Source organism: Xanthocytophaga agilis (genome assembly GCF_030068605.1).
In the GTDB taxonomy this organism is placed as follows: Bacteria; Bacteroidota; Bacteroidia; order Cytophagales; family 172606-1; genus Xanthocytophaga; species Xanthocytophaga agilis.
The window spans coordinates 149,032-167,015 of record NZ_JASJOU010000005.1 but is presented as its reverse complement, the minus strand read 5'-3'; the positions used below and the strand labels follow the sequence as shown (position 1 = coordinate 167,015).

The window sequence follows — 17,984 nt, the reverse complement described above, 5'->3', positions numbered from 1 at the left end:
GATACTCTTTTGTGTTTAGTTCAACTCTTAATTAGTTAAGTTATATTCTCAGTAAACAGTAAAAAAATATTCTTACTTATGTATTGTTTCGTAAATCGAAAATATGTAGTATTAAATTCGATGAATGAGTTAAAAATCGAAATAATATTAAGATAAATAAGATCAATTCAGAATTATTTCACTTTTTTGTTGATTTTATTGCTGAGGACCGAAATAGTAATAATATAAATTAAGACTTTGAATTATCCTGTTGTAATGAATTCTTATAAAATATACAGCTTATAAACCAGTTAATCTATTCTTAATTACCAAACAATCTATTAACCAATCAAACAAAAGTACCTATGAGGAAAACTTACAAATTTCTACTTGTGGTGCTACTAACATTTTGGATAGGAGATGCCTGGGCGCAAACTCACTCTGTTAGTGGTAAAGTTACAGACTCAGGAGATGGTTCACCTTTGCCTGGCGTGAATATAATTGTGAAAGGAACTACCCAAGGGACTAATACCGATGCTAATGGAAAATTTACATTAAACAGTGTTCCAGATAATGCAACATTAGTATTTAGCTTTATTGGATTTCTTCCTGAGGAGATAGCTGTAGGAACAAAGACGGCTATTGATGTAAAGATGGTATCAGATGTAAAAGCTTTGCAAGAGATTGTTGTTACAGGTACAGGTATTGCGACAGATAAAAAGAAGTTAGGAATCTCAGTAGAGTCTATTTCTGGAAGTAAGCTACCTCCTGCACCTAGTGCTTCTATTGATCAGGCCTTAGTTGGTAAAATTCCAGGCGCACAAATTTCTTCTATAAGTGGTAATCCTGGTGATCCTGTAAATATCGTATTACGTGGTATTAATACTATACAAAATGGTACCAAACCTTTGATCATTATGGACGGAGTACAAATTGCTGCTACTGATATTAATTCATTGGATTTGAGTAACGTGGAAAGAGTTGAGGTTGTTCAGGGTGCAGCATCTGCGTCAATTTATGGTGCACAAGGAGCAAATGGTGCTATTCAAATATTTACTAAAAAAGGAAAGCAAGGTAAGGTTTCTATAAATTTCTCCACTAGTTATGCGGCTAACCAATTTATTAATAGTGGAAATTTACAGAAAGCCAAATTACATCCTTATGCAACAAATGCAAGTGGCAATCTTGTAGATTCAGAGGGAAATGAGCTAACATATAATGAATATGGCTCTGTTGAAGGACTAAGATATGTTTATGGGCCAGATAATGGAACACCAAATGGAAATGGAGCAACACGTTATGCACTTCTTGATGTTCGAAATGTGGCAAATAAACCGTATGGTTCTAATCTGAAGTACTACGATCATTTTAAACAGGTATTTCAAACGGGTACTACATGGAATAATAGTATCAATATTTCAGGCGCAAATGACAAAAGTGATTTTGCTATTGCTCTATCTAACAATAATACAGTTAGCCCAGTAATGAAGAATGGGTCAGTAGATAGAACTAATTTTACTGCCAATTTAGGTACTGAATTATTTAAAGGGTTTAAAATAAGATCTACTACTCAATTAGTATACACTAAAAATGATCTTCATCCTGGCTTAGGTGCAGCAGGCTATTATTATTATGGGCAAGGTAATTCATTAGGTAGCATTGGTACTATCTATAGTTTTTTGAATACTTCTCCATTTTTTGACCTGACTGCTAAACTAGCAGATGGAACTCGTCCTGCTTATCAAGTGGCTGATTTTGTAAGTATCAACGCCTATAACCCATATTATCAGCAGCAGTATGCAAGTAGTGTTGATAATAAAATAGATGTACTTCAGAGCTTTAATGCCACCTATACTGTTAATAAGTTCTTAGACTTAGATGCTAAGTATGGTTTGAACTATCGTACTGAACATGCCAGATGGACTTATACCAATCAGTCTCAAAACATAAATTCTAATTACTATGAGTCTTGGGCAGGGACGTTTGCGCCTGATAATACAGGTGAGATTGCCGATTGGAGATATAATACAACATTCCAGAACTTTTTAGCTACTGCTTTTATCAAGACAGATTTTGAGAAAGATTTTGGCTTAAGTATACCTATTCAGACTAGCACACAAATTTCATTTGATTACAGAAAAAATAAATATACTGAATATGATACCTATGGAGTTGGTTTGCCACTATCTCCTCCTATTAATATGGAATCTACTTCAGATCAAGCAGTTGCTTTGGATTATGTAAAAACTTTTGTCACCTATGGTTATTTGCTAAATCAAAAAATTGATTTTGGTGATTTTGGTGGTATTACAGGTGGTTTCCGCAGTGACTGGTCATCTGCATTTGGTGGTGGATCTAAACCATTTACTTTCCCTCATTTTGATGGCTATATTTTACCTTCTACCTTCTGGAAAGAGAGTTCTGTTGCTAATACACTACCCTATTTTAAATTGAGAGCAGCTTATGGGCAAGCAGGTATTCAGCCAGGTGCGTTTGATCGTTATCCAACCTTAGGTCAGCAAAATCTTGGTTCTCAAGTGGTCTATACTATTGCTGGTACCTCCAATAATCCAGATTTGAAAGTCGAAGTTTCAAAAGAATTTGAAGTAGCTACAGATTTTACTGTAGATCTTCATAATGGAAAGTGGTTTAAGTCTATTAATGGTTCTGTGGCTTACTGGCAACGTAAGAGTGAAAATGTAATTTATACAGTTAGTACTGCTCCCTCTACTGGATCTACCGGAACGTTGAACAATGCGATTGGGATGTCTTCAAACGGGGTTCAGTTTTCCTTGAATATTCCTGTATATAATTCAGGTGATATAAGCTGGGATTTCACAACCAATTTTGGTCATCAGGTTTCAAAAATAGATAAGATTGCTGGTGGCTCTGATATTATTCTGACTTCTAATGCTGGCAGTACTTCCTTAGTCTTAACTCCTGGACAAATAATTGGTCAAATATACGGATATAAGGCATTAACGAGTTTGGATTTTAAACGCAAAGATGGTACCCGTTATATTTCTGAAGCAGATGAAAATCAATACGAGATTGTTGATGGACGTGTAGTTAATAAGAGCAAAAAGCAAATACAGTTCACAGATGAGACATATGCTTTAGCTAATCCAAACCCTAAATTCAATGCTTCATTCATCAACTCTATAGCTTATAAGAGCTTTTTAACACTGTCATTCCAATTTGACTGGGTGTATGGTAGTCACCTATATAATCAAACTAAAGAATGGATGTATAGAGATGGTATACATGGCGACTTTGCAAAACCCGTGACTATAAATGGAGAGACAGGTGCATATTCGGCCTATTATGGAAGTGCTTATTATGCTTTGTGGGGAAGTGATAGAGGTGCAGGTAATAATGCAACTAAAGACTACTTCCTTGAAAATGCATCTTTCTTAAGATTAAGAAATATTTCTTTGGGTATTGACTTAGTGAAGTTTATTAAGACACCTGTTGTGAAGAAATTACAATTAGTATTTACCGGTAGAAATATATTGACGGTGACTAAATACACTGGTATGGATCCTGAAATTAGTTCTGGTTCTGCGAATTCATCTTTTGATAGAGGTGTAGACCATAGCACATTACCCAATACTAAGTCATATCAAATTGGCTTAAATGTAGGATTCTAATATCTTAAAATCTTAAAAAATAAAAATCATGAATAAACATAAATTAGCTTCTTTGATTTTTTTCATGGCTGTGTTTTTTGGAACAGTTGCCTGTAAAGATCAGTTAGATGTTGGTAATCCTAACGAGCCTACTGTTGAACAAAATGTAACAACACAATCCGGACTTGTTTCTTTGGCGCAAGGAGGAGTATATATTAATGGCTTCTATAATGGTGACGGATGGTTAGGAAATAGTTATTTTTCTTTGCCATGGGGATACAATGAGTTACTTGCTGATAATTTAGGTGCAGATGCCTCTAATAACCAGATTACCACAGTAGGCGTACCTGATTATATGATTTTTGATGATGGAACAAAGGTTACAAACCCATCTCCTTCTATTGGTATATTGAGAACCTATAACAGTAGACCAGCAACAGGAGCAGGAAATAATCCTACCTATTATCAGTGGTTGAATATGTATGCACTTAATAACTCATGCAATGTAGTTTTGAGCCAACTAGATAACATTACTTTTACCGGTGACGCTACTACTAAAGCAAATACATTTAAAGCATGGTGTTACTGGTGGAAAGGGTATGCCTATGCGTCTATTGGTTCTATGTATTATTCTGGACTTATTATTGAAGATGTTAGTGGTACCAATAGTGTGAGTAATAGTAATTATGTACTGCATGATGTTATTATTGAAAAATCAAATGAATATTTCAAACTGGCAGCAACAACATTGGATGGGATTAGTACTATCAGTGACTATAATGAAGTTCTTGGCCAATTGATTCCAGAATTTTGTCAGGTTGGAAATGGTGGTGTTCTTTCACCTGAAATGTGGAAACGTAGCATTAATACCATGCTTGCACGAAATATTCTTGTAAATAAACTTTCTCCATTTGTTAATGGTAACCCAAATGCTACTATTACTAAGTCTTCTACTACAACAATGACTGCTTCTGATTGGAACGAGGTTTTGACTTATGCAACGAATGGTATTAAGGAAGGCGATTATGTATTTACAGGAAGAAGTGCTTCTGCAAATGGATTCTTTACTGCCTCTGGTGGGACTGCTGCATCTCTTACCGCTGGTGTTAATACTACCTCAACATTCAAGATCAGTGAACGTTTCATTCAAAATTTCAAACCTGGTGATAAGCGTTTTACCAATAATTTTGTTCAAACAACTACTTATAAGAATAATTACTCCTTTACTACTCGTCATAGTTTGGTAGATGGTGGAAATGGAGAAGCTGGAGTATATATGTATGGTTCTAAAACAGTAGGTGAATATGAAGTATTTATTGGTGGATCTTATGAAGAGAATGCCTTGATGTTGGCAGAAGCTAATATACGTTTGGGTAATATAAATGAGGGGCTTGAATATATTGACGATGTAAGAGATTATATGGGCGCCGGTGTTGCTCCTGTTGCAGGTACAGGTTTATCTTTGACAGGTGCTTTAACAGAATTAGTGAAAGAAAGGAGAGTTGCACTAATATTCAGAGGTCTGTCTTTCTTTGATAATAGAAGATGGGGATGGATTTACGATATCTCCAATGGAGGTGGAAGTTATGGTAATACAGTCGCTACAGCTGGTGGTGCTATTTTTACCAATACAACTATTAATTACAACTTCCTTGATTATTGGGATGTCCCTGCTGACGAATCAGTTTTGAATCCTTCAACAAGTGAAGTTCCTACTAAAAATCCTAACTTTTAATTAGATTTAAAGTTTGATAACAGACAAAGCCACATCCCTAAGGATGTGGTTTTGTGCTTTATAGAGTTTTGGCAATATTTGCAAAACACCTAAATCAATCTTTGTTGAAATGAACTATAGAAAAATTTTCACTCTACTTATATTATTTACTGGAATCGGTGATCTTGTTTTTGCTGCCAAAGTTGATACTGTAGAAACAGTAAGTGTTGTAATGAATAAAAAAATCAAGGCAGTCGTAATTATACCTGATTCATATGTAGGTGGTAAAGAGTTTCCTGTTGTGTATCTGTTGCATGGATATAGCGGAAATCAGTCAGACTGGATAAAGAAGGCACCTGCTATACGGGAATATGTAGATCTGTACAAAATGATTATCGTGTGTCCGGATGGAGGGTATTCAAGTTGGTACTTTGACAGCCCTGTAGACACAAAGTGGAAATATGAGACCTATGTGGCAGATGAACTGGTGAAATGGGTAGATAAAAACTATAAAACAGTGAAAAGTCCTGCAGGAAGATCTATTACAGGTTTGAGCATGGGTGGACATGGTGCATTGTACCTGGCCCTGCGTCATCAGGATGTGTTTGGTGCAGCAGGAAGTATGAGTGGTGGAGTGGATATAAGACCCTTCCCAAAAAACTGGGAGATTGCATCTCGTTTAGGTAAATATGCTGAACAGCCTGAGAATTGGGAAAAACATACGGTTGTCAATATGTTGCATCTACTTACTCCCGGAGCGTTAACTCTTCTTATCGATTGCGGCACAGAAGATTTTTTCTTTCAGGTCAATGAAAGCCTGCACAAAAAGCTATTGGAACGAAATATTCCTCACGATTATATAACACGCCCTGGTGCACATAACTGGGACTACTGGGCAAATGCTGTTCAATACCAGCTTTTGTTTATGCATAATTTCTTTCAGAAAGGGACAAAAATAAATAAAGGATAGCTGGATTATCTTTAGGCACTATATTAATTAACAGCTTGGTTTCGTACTTTTGCAGTATACTATTTCGTTACTACCTTGTATCATATCCCTGTTTTATTAAAAGAATGTATTGATGGCCTGAATATTAAACCTGATGGGGTTTATGTGGATGTAACGTTCGGAGGAGGAGGCCATTCCAGATTGATAACAGAGCATTTAACTACAGGAAAGCTGTTTTCCTTTGATCAGGATGAAGATGCCGTTGCCAATGCAGAGAGTATAACTTATCCGGGATTCCAGCTGATTAAATCCAATTTTCGCCATCTTCGCAAGTTTCTGAAGTTGTATGGAGCTGCCAAAGTTGACGGAATTCTAGGTGATCTAGGCATTTCTTCACATCAGATAGATGCGCCAGCCCGTGGTTTTTCAACCCGTTTTCCTGCACAACTGGATATGCGGATGGATCAAACGGGAGATGTTTCTGCCCGAGATATTGTGAATTCCTATAGTGAAGAACAATTGCATAAAATATTAGGTATGTATGGCGAAGTAAAAAATGCCCGTACATTGGCAGCCGCTATCACCCGCAATCGTTTCTCTAAATCTATTGAGACTACAAATGATCTGATAAGTATATTGCAGCAGTATGCACCAAAAGGTAAAGAATATAAATATTATGCTCAGGTGTTTCAGGCATTGCGGATAGAAGTAAATCAGGAACTGACTGCTCTGGAAGAAATGTTGTCACAAGCAGCGGATGTACTGAGGCCAGGAGGAAGATTAGTTATTCTGTCTTATCATTCACTGGAAGATCGACTGGTAAAGAATTTTATTCGTACGGGAAAGTTTAGCGGAGAAGCTGAAAAAGATTTATATGGAAATACCAATGTGCCTTTCCATATTGTTACTAAGAAGCCAATAGAGCCGGATGCAGACGAAATCGCCCGAAATCCACGTGCTCGTAGTGCCAAGCTACGAATAGCTGAACGTATATAATTGTTGTGAATGTAAACTGATAGTGTGATATAGAATAAATACTATGGCAACAAATACCTATAAAGAACCCGTAAAGCAAAATTCCAAAATTGAAACCAAACGGAAACAGGTAAGTTTCTTTCGGTTTCTGGAAGGATATCTGAGTTTGGGAGGTGTTTTTGAGCAGGGATTACCAATTCGTTATATCCCTCATATTTTATTTCTGACATTTCTGGGTATTATCTACATTGGAAATATTCACTATGCAGAAAAAAATGTCCGTAAAATGACTCGCTTGAAAAAAGAAGTGGATGATTTGAGGGCTGACTATACAACTACCCAATCTGAATACATGCAGGCCAGTAAACAATCCGATGTGGCTACAAAAGTGTCTAAGTTTGGATTGGTAGAGAGTTCTACGCCTCCTTATAAAATCATTGTTAAAAAAGAGAAATAAATTCTAAAAAGATACCAGGTTTGGTATGCTTGTGTTGAGAATATTGATTATTTAACTGTCTAAAAGCTATGAGTAAATTTCATGCACCTGAGAAGTCGATATTTATCTGTACAGGAAGTAAGTGTGGAAAGCGGGGCGGTAAAGATATGTGTAAAACATTGAAGCATCATATCAAGGATGCAGATTTAAAAGATACTATAGAAATCGTTCGGATAGAATGTACAGACCGCTGTAAGTTTGCACCTATATTATCCATACAACCTGCAAATATATGGCTCAAAGAATATGAGGAAAGAGATGCTTTACGTATTCTGAAGCTGGCGATAGATGGCCAGGCTGAAGGCTAGTTTTATCTTCAGTCTTTACTTTAATCCCAAGACAAATAAAAAAACTCGTAGCCATCAGCTACGAGTTTTTGCGTTATTTCAGAATGGGAAAAATTATTCGGCAGGAACTTCAGTGGCTGGAGTATGGGTCACAACTCCAGATTTTCTTCCGCCTGATTTTTTTAAGAAACGGTCTTTGATCTTTTCTACATTATAGTACATACAAGGTACAATCACCAGTGTTAGGAATGTTGTGGCTAACAATCCAAAAATGATTGTCCAGGCCAATGGTCCCCAGAAGACAGAACTCTCTCCTCCAATAAATATATTAGGATTAAAGCGAGTAAATAATCCGGCGAAGTCAACATTCAGCCCTACACCTAAAGGAATCAAGCCAAGGATTGCTGCAGATGCTGTTAGGATTACAGGTGTTAAACGAGTAGCACCTCCATCCACAATGGCTGTCTTCAGGTCTTCACCACGCATACGTAACTCTTCAATAAACTCCATGAGGATGATACCATTCTTTACAACTATACCTGCCAGCGCTATAAATCCAACACCTGTCATAATAATGGAAATAGTCATACCTGTTAAGGAGAAACCTAGTAGTATACCTATCAAACTAAATACAATCGTAGCAAAAATAATAACAGGTTTGGTGATAGAGTTAAACTGAAGCACCATGATAAAGAACATCAATCCAACTGCTGTGAGGAATGCTATGGTAAGGAAATCCTGAGTTTCTTTTTGGTCTTCCTGCTCACCTGCTGTTTTTACACTATATCCTTCTGGTAGAGTAAGACTGGAAAGCACCTGACTGTTAATCGCGCCAACAATCTCATTGGCATTATAACCAGGCATTACTTCAGAACCCAGTGTGATAAGGCGTTCCTGATCTTTTCTATTAATGCCACTGAACGTAGTTCCATAATGGATATTGGCCACTGAGTTAAGAGGGATCTGACGGAAACCTCCTGTTGCTATATCCATGTAGCCTATTTGCATAGCTAACAAAGTTTCAATCTGTTTCCGTTGAGTCTCTTTTACACGGATCTGAACCGGATATTCATCTTTGTTATCTCTGAACTTAGTAGCTTCTGCTCCGAAGAGTGCAGTACGTACAAATAGAGCAATTGTTTGAGTAGAGATACCTTCTCTCTCTGCTTTTTCTTTATCGATATCAATGATAATCTCAGGTTTGTTCATCACCAGATCAGACTTCAGGTTCTCAATCCCTTCAATACCATTCTTTTTGATACCAGCACGAACTTCTTTCTCTATTTTCAATAATTGGTTAAAGTCTTCGCCAGCAATTTCTATACTGATAGGCTTACCTGTTTGTGGACCATTACGTTCACGTTCAACAGAGATTTCTGTACCTGGAATGCCTTTTACTTTTGCACTGATAGCTTCCATGATTTCTGTTGTGGATACACCAATACGCTCATTCAGGTCTACAAACGCAATCGTAATTTTACTTTTATAGGATGCAGGTTGACGATCCGCTGCATTTTGAGGATCACCCGCATTAACGCCTACATTGGTAATAATAGATTGAATTACCGGATTACGATGTCCATTGGGAAGAGTCGTAACTTCTGCAATTCTTTTTTCAATTATTCGGGTTATTGAATCTGTAACAGCAGCGTCAGTACCTACAGGTAGCTTATTGTATACATATACAAAGTCAGGTTCACCACTAGGGAAGAAAATAACTTTAGGTTTCATAATACCTGTTACCACAAATGAGATAACAAGCACAACGATAGAGGCCAGAATAAATAGCCAGGATCTATATCCTATCAAAGCAAATGAAAGCAATCTTCTGTATCCGTTCTTTAACTTAGGTAAGAAACGATCTTGGAAAGCAAAGATCATCGGATTAAACAGATAATGATTGGCTACATATAATACAATTACAAAGAGCATAAAATTACCTGCACCTACATGTATCATATAACCCAGTACTGCCAGTACCGCCATGATGATTAGCGGACGAACCAATGGTTTGAAACCTTTATTCGCTTTATGATCTTCTGTGTTTTTCATAAAGTCAACAGCAAACACAGGGTTCATTACAAAGGCTACAAATAAGGATGCAAATAAGGTTGCAATCAATGTAATAGGCAGATATTTCATAAACTCACCTACTATACCAGGCCAGAATAACAATGGGATAAAAGGCGCTACGTTTACCAATGTTCCACTCAATACCGGTGCAAATACCTCACCTGCAGCCTTTTTAGCTGCTTGTTTAATCGACAGATTCTCATCATGGAAGATACGATGGGTATTCTCAATTACCACGATAGCATCATCCACTACTATACCTAAGGCGAGCAGGAATGCAAACATTACTACGGTGTTGAGTGTAAATTTGAGGTCCGGATTAATCCATGCAATGATTGAGATAATCAAGAATGCCATCAAAGACGACAGAGGCACAGATAGTCCCACAAAGAACGCATCAGTAGTACCCATGAAGAACATCAACACAAACACCACAAAGATGAAACCTAAAATAACCGTTGCAATTAAGTCATTTAACGTATTCTTGGTACGTTCAGATGTATCACCTGTAACAGTTATGGATAAACCTTCAGGAAATCTATGTTCTTCAAAATCTTTAATGAGTTCTTCTATCTTTTCAGATGCAGAGATCAGGTTTTCACCACCACGTTTAATAACGTTTAGGGTGATTACTGTTTTTCCATCCAATCGGGCATAGTCTTGTTTCTCTTTGAATCCATCTGCTACATCCGCGATTTCTTTCAGGAATTTAGCATTGCCACGAGCAGAACGAACGATTACATTTTCAATTTGCTGTACATTTTTGAATTCGCCCGCAACACGTAACGTCCGACGTACTCCTGATGTATTTAATTCCCCTCCTGATATATTGATATTTTCAGCCGCCACTGCCTGGGTGATATCATTGAATGTGATACCAGCAGCTTGCATTTTAAATATATCTACATTCACCTGAAATTCTCTTTCAAGAGCCCCGACAATGTCCACCCGATTAATTTCCGGTAATTCTTCAATCGCGTCTTCCATATCCTCTGCATAGTCTTTCAGTTTATGCAATGGATAGTTACCTGCCAGGTTTATGTTCATGATCGGGATCTCAGATAATTCGATTTCCTGTATCTGAGGTTCCTGATCCAGCTTTGTAGGTAAATCCGGACGAGCTTTGTCTACTGCATCACGAACCAGATCCTTGGCATCAGAAATGGATATACCTGTATTGAACTCAACAATAACCAGTGAAAATCCCTCTAATGAAGTTGAGGTTACCTTTTTTACATTCTTTACTGATTTTAGTTGTTTCTCGATGTGTTTGGTGATAATGTTTTCAACATCGGCTGGGCTTGTACCAAACTGCACAGTTTGAATTGTAAATTGTGGGAGTACAATATCCGGAAAGTTCTCTTTGGGCAAACTAGAATAGGTAAAGAACCCAACCAAAGAGATTATGGCTGTCATGACGTACATTGTGGTTTTATTCTCAATAAACCACTCAGTCGGCTTAAACCGTTTAAATTTTTCTTCCTGATCTATCTCAGGTTTATGAGTATGTTGTGCCATAATATAATATGGTAAGAGTATTTTCGTAAGTTATAAAGTACAGAAGAACTGTAACTTGTTTGTAACATCAGGAAGTTGTAAAGATGATTGAAAGAGCTTGAATCAAATCTTTACGTTATCCTTACTTGCTGGCAACTTGCTGATTAACTTTAATTACCTGACCGTCTACAAGGTCTTGACTTCCGACAGTAATAAGCTGACTACCTGCATCCAATCCTGATGTAATTTCAACTTTACCATTGTAAGAAAGTCCTTGAGTCACTTTTTTAGCTTTGGCAACAGTCTTTCCACCTTCATTAGCTGCAACGTATATGATATTACCTGATTCTGTATTTTGTACCAGATTTTGGTCAATTACCAGAGCGTTATTTTTGGTTTTATCATTGATGTTAACTACAGCTAACAAGTTTGGCTTAAACTTATTGTCTTTGTTTGGAACACTAATTTCAATATCAAAAGTACGGGTCATCGAATTAACTACCTGACCAACAAAGGTAAGGCGAGCCTGAATCTCTTCATCAATATCTGGAAACTTAACAGTCACAGGATCACCTACTTTAATAGAATTGATGTAGGCATCTGCTACTTTTGCTTTTACTCTCATCTCTGCCAGATTCACAACCTGAACAGCAGGTGCGCCAGGGGCAGCCATCTCACCAATCTTAACATTGACTGCGTTTACAGTTCCATTGATAGGAGATGTAACCCGTGTCATAGCAATCTGTGTTTGCAAAGTAGCTATCTGACGTTCTACGCCTTCTTTTTGATTTTTAGCTTGAAGGTATTGAATCTCTGAGCCTATCTGCTGTTTCCAAAGGTTTTCCTGACGTTCAAATGTAGTCTTGGCTAGTTCGTATCCAGTCTGTAATTGTGCCAGATTCTGACGAAGTGTAGCATCATCCGTAACCAATAGTACTTGTCCAGCCTTTACATAATCTCCTTCTTTTACATATACCTGAGTTACATTTCCACCCATCTTAGGTGTTACATTGATATTGTTGCGAGAGTCAAGAGATCCCTGTATTTCCACAAAATGTTTGAATGTTTGGGGTTGTACAGTAGTTGTCATTACAGTGGTAATGCGTGTGCTATCTGTTTTATTTGTTCCCAGTTCCTTCTCCAGTGCTACGATTTTAGTTTCAAGCTCTGCTTTCTGTTCTTTTAATTTAGCAAGTTCTGCTTTTTTGTCTCCTCCTGAACCACAAGCTACTGCTAGAAGTGTAGTGGCTGCTAAAAGTGAGGTCTTACTGGTTTTTATGATCGTATTTTTCATATATAAAGTCAATTTGTATAGTTATATCAGAATTGTATGGGGGTTATTGAGCTTTGTACAGATCTCCAGTTGCCTTATCCAAATCTACTTTAGCAATAAGTGCATCATAGAGAGCTGCATAATAATTGGTTTGAGCTTCTTTCAGAGATGCTTCTGCATTGATCACCTCAATGTTAGATCCTACTCCTTGTTGATATTTGATGCGGGTTACCCGAACGATCTCCTGTGCCAGATCCAGATTTCGTTTTTGCATTTTCAGACTTTCCAATGCATTCTGAAGTGTAACATTTGATTGCTGAACCTGGAAATCAACCGCTTTCTTAAACTGGACTAGGTCATTCTCTGTTTTCTTAACCGCAATCTTCTTTTGTTGTGCCTGATAGTTCTTACCTAAACCGCCAAATATTGGTACATTGAGCTGAAATGCCAGGAAAGAATAATTGATCCAGCGATCTGACTGGGTAATATCTCGTAGGCGGGTTGCTGCCGGATTATAACCTGTTGTAAATGAGGCGCCCAATGTTGGATATCTACCAGACTGAATATTTTTTAGATCCAGTAAATTAAGTTGTTTCTGTTGTTGTAGTAATGTGTATTCAATTCGTTGTTCATAATTTACAGTTTCACTTGCTACAGGTGAGAAAGTAGTATTTGTCAAATCTGCTAACTTTTCAGTCAGAACAATATTCTCATTAAGAGGCATATTCATCTGATATTTTAAAGCATTCATAGTCAGATTTAATAATCTCTCAATATTTTGCAATTGTACTTTCAGATTATTAGTCTGCACTTCTATCCGATCCACATCAATCTTCTCTACAAATCCATTTTTATTGAATTCACGAGTTTCATTAAGAAGCTTTTCAATGCGATCTACGTTAACCTTTACCAAATCATATTGTTCCTGATTAACCAAAACACCGTAATATGCTTTTGTTACATTTTCTACTACAGTGATTTTAGCGCTTGTCAAACTTTTCTCACTAAATTGACGGTAAGCTTTCGCTGCCTGTAATCCAACAAAATAGGAACCATTGAAAAGTAACTGAGAAGCTGTCAGTGATACTCCTGCATTATTTTTCATTCCAAATGCAAACGTTGTGATTGTGTCAGGATTTGGTGGTGGTGCTGGTGCTGGTGTATATGTTGTAAGATTCTCATTTTTACCAATAAGATCATTATAGATATGCTGAGCTAATGGGTCGGAACCAGTTGCCAAGCCGGAAAATGGATTATTTGCTCTTCCATCAAAGATAGATTGTTGTATTCTGAAGTTGTGTTGCAACTGCGCTTGTCCACTAATTTGTGGCAGCCCAATGGAACGAGTCTCACCAATACGTGCATTGGCAGTTTCGATGTCTAGTTGTGCATTTTTTACAGTTGTACTATTTTGCAATGCATACTCAATAGCCTGTTGAAGCGAATAACTGGTTTGTGCCTGACTGGCAACTGACACTAGCAATAGACTAGCTATTGTTAACTGCCAGCGGCCAACCGTGAAAGGGAAGCCGGTAAATGTAAAAAGTAGTCGGAGAATGGTTTTCATTGTTCATTAATCGTTTGTAGGTAAAGGTTAAGAAACTCCCGCCCTTTATCACTGAGAATGCCGTGCAGGAAGTGTTCCAGTAGTTGTAGTTGTATCTTTTTTAGCACAAACTCTTGTCCCGGAAAAATAGTAGGATCAAAACCCATGGCTATTTGTTCCACTCGCAGGCGTGCCAGTATATCAGGATCAATATCAGATCTGTAAAATCCCATCTCCATTCCTTTCTTCAGATTGTCAATAATGGATTGTAGTATCCATTTTTCTTTGTGTTCCTGAAAAATAGCCCAGGCTTTGGGATGATATTTTTTTAATTCAAACAGGATAGTAGGGTGTATGTTATGAGTGGTAAACTTCAGATGCTGAGCCTCTATAACAAACTCTTCTACCGGATTGGATACTTTCGCCCAGATCTCATTGGCGGTACATTTTTCATAGTCCAGATGGTTTTCGATGCAGTGGCAAACAATCTCATCCTTATCAGCAAAATGCTGATAGATTGTTTTTTTGGATACACCCAGATGTTTGGCTATTTCGTCCATGGTAATGCTCCGGAATCCATATTGCAGAAAGAGTTCTTCTGCTCCTGTTAAAATCCTTTCCCGGATTTCTTTGTCTTTGTCTTCTCTTTCGTCATTTCTCTTTTCTGCAAAGTCACTTTCGCTTTGGCCAACAGATTTTCTAATCATGGTCTTACTTCCTTCTGATCAATTGGGTATCTGGCTGATTCTCCTGAATCGGCCTTAGGGTGCAAATACTAATTTAACTTAACAATCAGACTCTGAATAGTGAATGTGTGTGTGAAGGTAATTCCGTATGTCGGCAATGCTGTTCCAGTTGTGTTGTGGAGATACAGGTGCCTTTACAGAAAAGCCTCGTTCGATTCGTTTGGAAAGCTTAATGATCTTTCGGTAGGGAATACCTAAATCATCGGAAAATAGAGCTTCATCAGGGATTAGCCGATCGTCAATCTCAAAGTCTATGAGAATGTGGCGGAGTTTTTCATTAATAGTGTTCATAGTTTTGTATGGAAAAAAATGTATGGTATGGTTGTAAAAGAAGATACTGTATGATTATCAGAACTACTATTACTTATATACTTGCAAAACTATGGAAACTTTTCTGTTACAAAAAGTTTCCGATGGGATTTTTTGACGAAACTACTATTTTATCGGATGAACTGTGTTTTCTATCAGATGAATGGTGTACTATGGAAACTATTTTTGTGGTGAAAGTTTTTTGCTGTGTTTTTTGTTAGACAATACATCGAAATCCTGTTTTTTATCAGTAAGAAAAATATACATCGCCGATTTGTTAGGAAAGGAGTTGACCAGTTTCTATATTTTATCTATATTTCAATTCTTTTTTTCAGGAAGATGGTTTTGCTATATAGCTATGGGTATTTTTCATTCCGTACTGGACGAACAAATCAAAAAGTATTTGGACAATAATTACCTGATAGACGAGAAGCTACGCGGTTTATTGTTGGAAATCAGTCAGACATATGAAAAGATTTCAGATAGGGAAGAGAAAGAAGTATCTGAACAGTCTTTGCTACAGAAACTGCAGTTTAACGAAGCTCGATATCGGCAGATTGTTGAATGTACAACTGATCTGATTTATGGATGTGATGCAGAAGGTTATCTGATTTATGCCAATCCGGTAGCATGCCAGCGGTTTGGTTACACAGAAGAAGAGATTCGTCAATTACATTTCACAGATGTAGTTGCATTAGAGCATCGTGAGATGGTGCGGGACTTTTACAAACGACAGTTTGAAGAAAGAATCATAGATACATATCTGGAGTTTAAGTGTCTTACACGAGATGGAAAAACAGCCTGGATCGGAAATAATGTGCATTTGCAACTTAATGCAGAACATAACTGGGTGGTTGGTTTTCAGGGTGTGGCCCGGGATATGACAGAGGCCAAACAGGCTGAAGAAACATTGATTCAGGCAAGGCGAATGGCTGAAGAATCTGTAAAGGCCAAAGAGCATTTCTTGTCTGTAATGAGTCATGAAATACGAACACCACTCAATGCCGTAATTGGTCTGTCTCATTTGCTCCTGGATGAAAATCCGCTTCCTAATCAGGTTGAACACCTGCAGGCTATCAAACACTCCGCAGATAGTTTGATGATTATTATCAATGACATCCTGGATTTTTCAAAGATAGAGTCTGGTAAGGTGTCTTTTGAAAATGTTGATTTTAAACTGGATGATATCTTTCGTGGCATAGAGAAGAGCTTGGCTTATAAGGCTAGAGAATCTAATCTGCGTTTGCTGATAGAAACAGATCCTCGCTTGCCAGCTACTGTAGTGGGCGATCCGTTGCGACTGAATCAGATAATCCTTAATCTGGTCAGCAATGCTATTAAATTTACGGAGAAGGGCTTTGTAGAAGTAAAAGCTCAGATGGTGAGCCAGAAAAAAGATACGATTACTATTGAGTTTAAAATTACAGATACAGGTATTGGTATTCCAGCTAATAAACTGAGCACTATCTTTGAAAGTTTTACCCAAGCTTCGCATGAGACTACCCGTAAATATGGTGGTACAGGACTGGGACTTACTATCACTAAAAGACTGGTCGAGTTGAAGGGTGGAACTATTCAGGTGAAAAGTAAGATAGGATTGGGATCTACATTCACAGTATTACTTACCTTTGAAAAGTCTCATCTTACAGCACCTGTTATTCCTGTTCCCAGTGGAAATACAATTGAAGCATCTACAGAGTCTCTCGATAACTTACAGGTATTGCTGGTAGAAGACAATCGAATGAATCAATTGGTTGTAAAAAAGTTTATGGAGAAATGGGGAGTGAGAATGGATATTGCAGAAAATGGGATAGAAGCTATTGAAAAGCTGAGAGAAAATACTTTTAGTCTGGTGTTGATGGATTTGCAGATGCCCCAAATGGATGGATACAAAGCTGCCCGTTATATACGCTACAATATGGACTATCCGTATCGAAATATTCCTATTGTAGCACTGACTGCATCTGCCATGGTGGATGTAAGACGTAAGGTAATGGATGCTGGCATGAATGACTTTATTACCAAACCATTTGATCCCCGTGATTTATACCTGAAGATTTTAAAGTTTTCTATGAAAGGATCTCAGTCTGATGAAAGTCCCATTTTCACACCATCTGTGTTACCTGGAAACAATGGATATGTAAATCTCCAATATCTGGAAGAAATTTCTGCCAATAATCAGGAGTTTATAACAGATATGATTCGGTTATTTCTGCGTCAGATGCCTCAATTTGTACAAAAGCTTAAAAAGGCTTGTGAGAATGCCAACTGGATGGATTTGAGGTATATTACCCATAAAATGAAATCTTCATTATCTACCATTGGTATTTTTGAATTGGAATCCGTGATTCGACAACTGGAGACCTATGCTGCACAGGAAAGTCATCTGATTGAGGTTGTACAACTATGCAACCATGTGGAGCGGGTATGTGAGGAGGTCTATACTGAACTAAAAGAAAAACTCAATGAGAAAAATCTAAAGCTGATTAAATAAGGTTCTTCTATTGAACT

The 17,984-nt window shown here is 37.4% G+C and carries 12 protein-coding genes; 7 read left to right on the top strand and 5 right to left on the bottom strand.

Annotated elements, in window-relative coordinates; all coding sequences use genetic code 11:
• Positions 1–344: 344 nt before the first annotated feature.
• The 6 genes from QNI22_RS16385 to QNI22_RS16360 all read left to right on the top strand — a co-directional run bounded on the left by QNI22_RS16385 (position 345) and on the right by QNI22_RS16360 (position 8,050).
• Positions 345–3,629, top strand: a complete 3,285-nt coding sequence (locus tag QNI22_RS16385) for a SusC/RagA family TonB-linked outer membrane protein (protein WP_314512206.1) — start codon at positions 345–347, stop codon at positions 3,627–3,629.
• A 28-nt stretch (positions 3,630–3,657) separates the two neighbouring features.
• Positions 3,658–5,343 carry a RagB/SusD family nutrient uptake outer membrane protein gene (locus QNI22_RS16380; RefSeq protein WP_314512205.1) on the top strand — a complete coding sequence of 562 codons (1,686 nt, stop codon included), beginning with the start codon at positions 3,658–3,660 and terminating at the stop codon, positions 5,341–5,343.
• A 109-nt stretch (positions 5,344–5,452) separates the two neighbouring features.
• Positions 5,453–6,292 (top strand): alpha/beta hydrolase, encoded by an 840-nt coding sequence (locus QNI22_RS16375; protein WP_314512203.1) that lies wholly within the window; start codon positions 5,453–5,455, stop codon positions 6,290–6,292.
• A 75-nt stretch (positions 6,293–6,367) separates the two neighbouring features.
• Complete coding sequence (gene rsmH / locus QNI22_RS16370; RefSeq protein WP_314512202.1) at positions 6,368–7,267, top strand: 16S rRNA (cytosine(1402)-N(4))-methyltransferase RsmH; 900 nt, start codon at positions 6,368–6,370, stop codon at positions 7,265–7,267.
• Positions 7,268–7,310: 43 nt separating this feature from the next.
• A complete protein-coding gene (locus tag QNI22_RS16365) occupies positions 7,311–7,703 on the top strand; it encodes an FtsL-like putative cell division protein (RefSeq protein ID WP_314512201.1) in 393 nt (130 codons plus the stop codon).
• A 68-nt stretch (positions 7,704–7,771) separates the two neighbouring features.
• Positions 7,772–8,050, top strand: coding sequence for a (2Fe-2S) ferredoxin domain-containing protein (locus QNI22_RS16360; RefSeq protein ID WP_314512199.1), 279 nt, complete (start codon positions 7,772–7,774; stop codon positions 8,048–8,050).
• Between the two features lie 93 nt (positions 8,051–8,143).
• Here the strand turns inward: QNI22_RS16360 and QNI22_RS16355 are convergent, their stop codons facing one another.
• From QNI22_RS16355 to QNI22_RS16335, 5 genes are all read right to left on the bottom strand, one after another.
• The gene (locus QNI22_RS16355; RefSeq protein ID WP_314512197.1) at positions 8,144–11,620 is read right to left on the bottom strand and encodes an efflux RND transporter permease subunit; all 3,477 of its coding nucleotides are present in this window, start codon (positions 11,618–11,620) and stop codon (positions 8,144–8,146) included.
• A 121-nt stretch (positions 11,621–11,741) separates the two neighbouring features.
• Positions 11,742–12,893: an efflux RND transporter periplasmic adaptor subunit gene (locus QNI22_RS16350; RefSeq protein ID WP_314000323.1), complete on the bottom strand. Its 1,152-nt coding sequence runs from the start codon at positions 12,891–12,893 to the stop codon at positions 11,742–11,744.
• Between the two features lie 43 nt (positions 12,894–12,936).
• Positions 12,937–14,439, bottom strand: coding sequence for a TolC family protein (locus QNI22_RS16345; protein ID WP_314512195.1), 1,503 nt, complete (start codon positions 14,437–14,439; stop codon positions 12,937–12,939).
• On the bottom strand, positions 14,436–15,125 hold the full coding sequence (locus QNI22_RS16340; protein ID WP_313978726.1) for a TetR/AcrR family transcriptional regulator: 690 nt from the start codon (positions 15,123–15,125) through the stop codon (positions 14,436–14,438). Before QNI22_RS16340 ends, QNI22_RS16345 begins: the two co-directional genes overlap by 4 nt.
• Before the next feature lie 78 nt (positions 15,126–15,203).
• Entirely contained in the window at positions 15,204–15,455 is a 252-nt protein-coding gene (locus QNI22_RS16335; protein ID WP_314512192.1) for a hypothetical protein, read from the bottom strand.
• A 376-nt stretch (positions 15,456–15,831) separates the two neighbouring features.
• Here QNI22_RS16335 and QNI22_RS16330 point away from each other — a divergent pair, with 376 nt between their 5' ends.
• Positions 15,832–17,967 carry a PAS domain-containing hybrid sensor histidine kinase/response regulator gene (locus tag QNI22_RS16330; protein WP_314512191.1) on the top strand — a complete coding sequence of 712 codons (2,136 nt, stop codon included), beginning with the start codon at positions 15,832–15,834 and terminating at the stop codon, positions 17,965–17,967.
• The last annotated feature ends 17 nt before the right edge of the window (positions 17,968–17,984 follow it).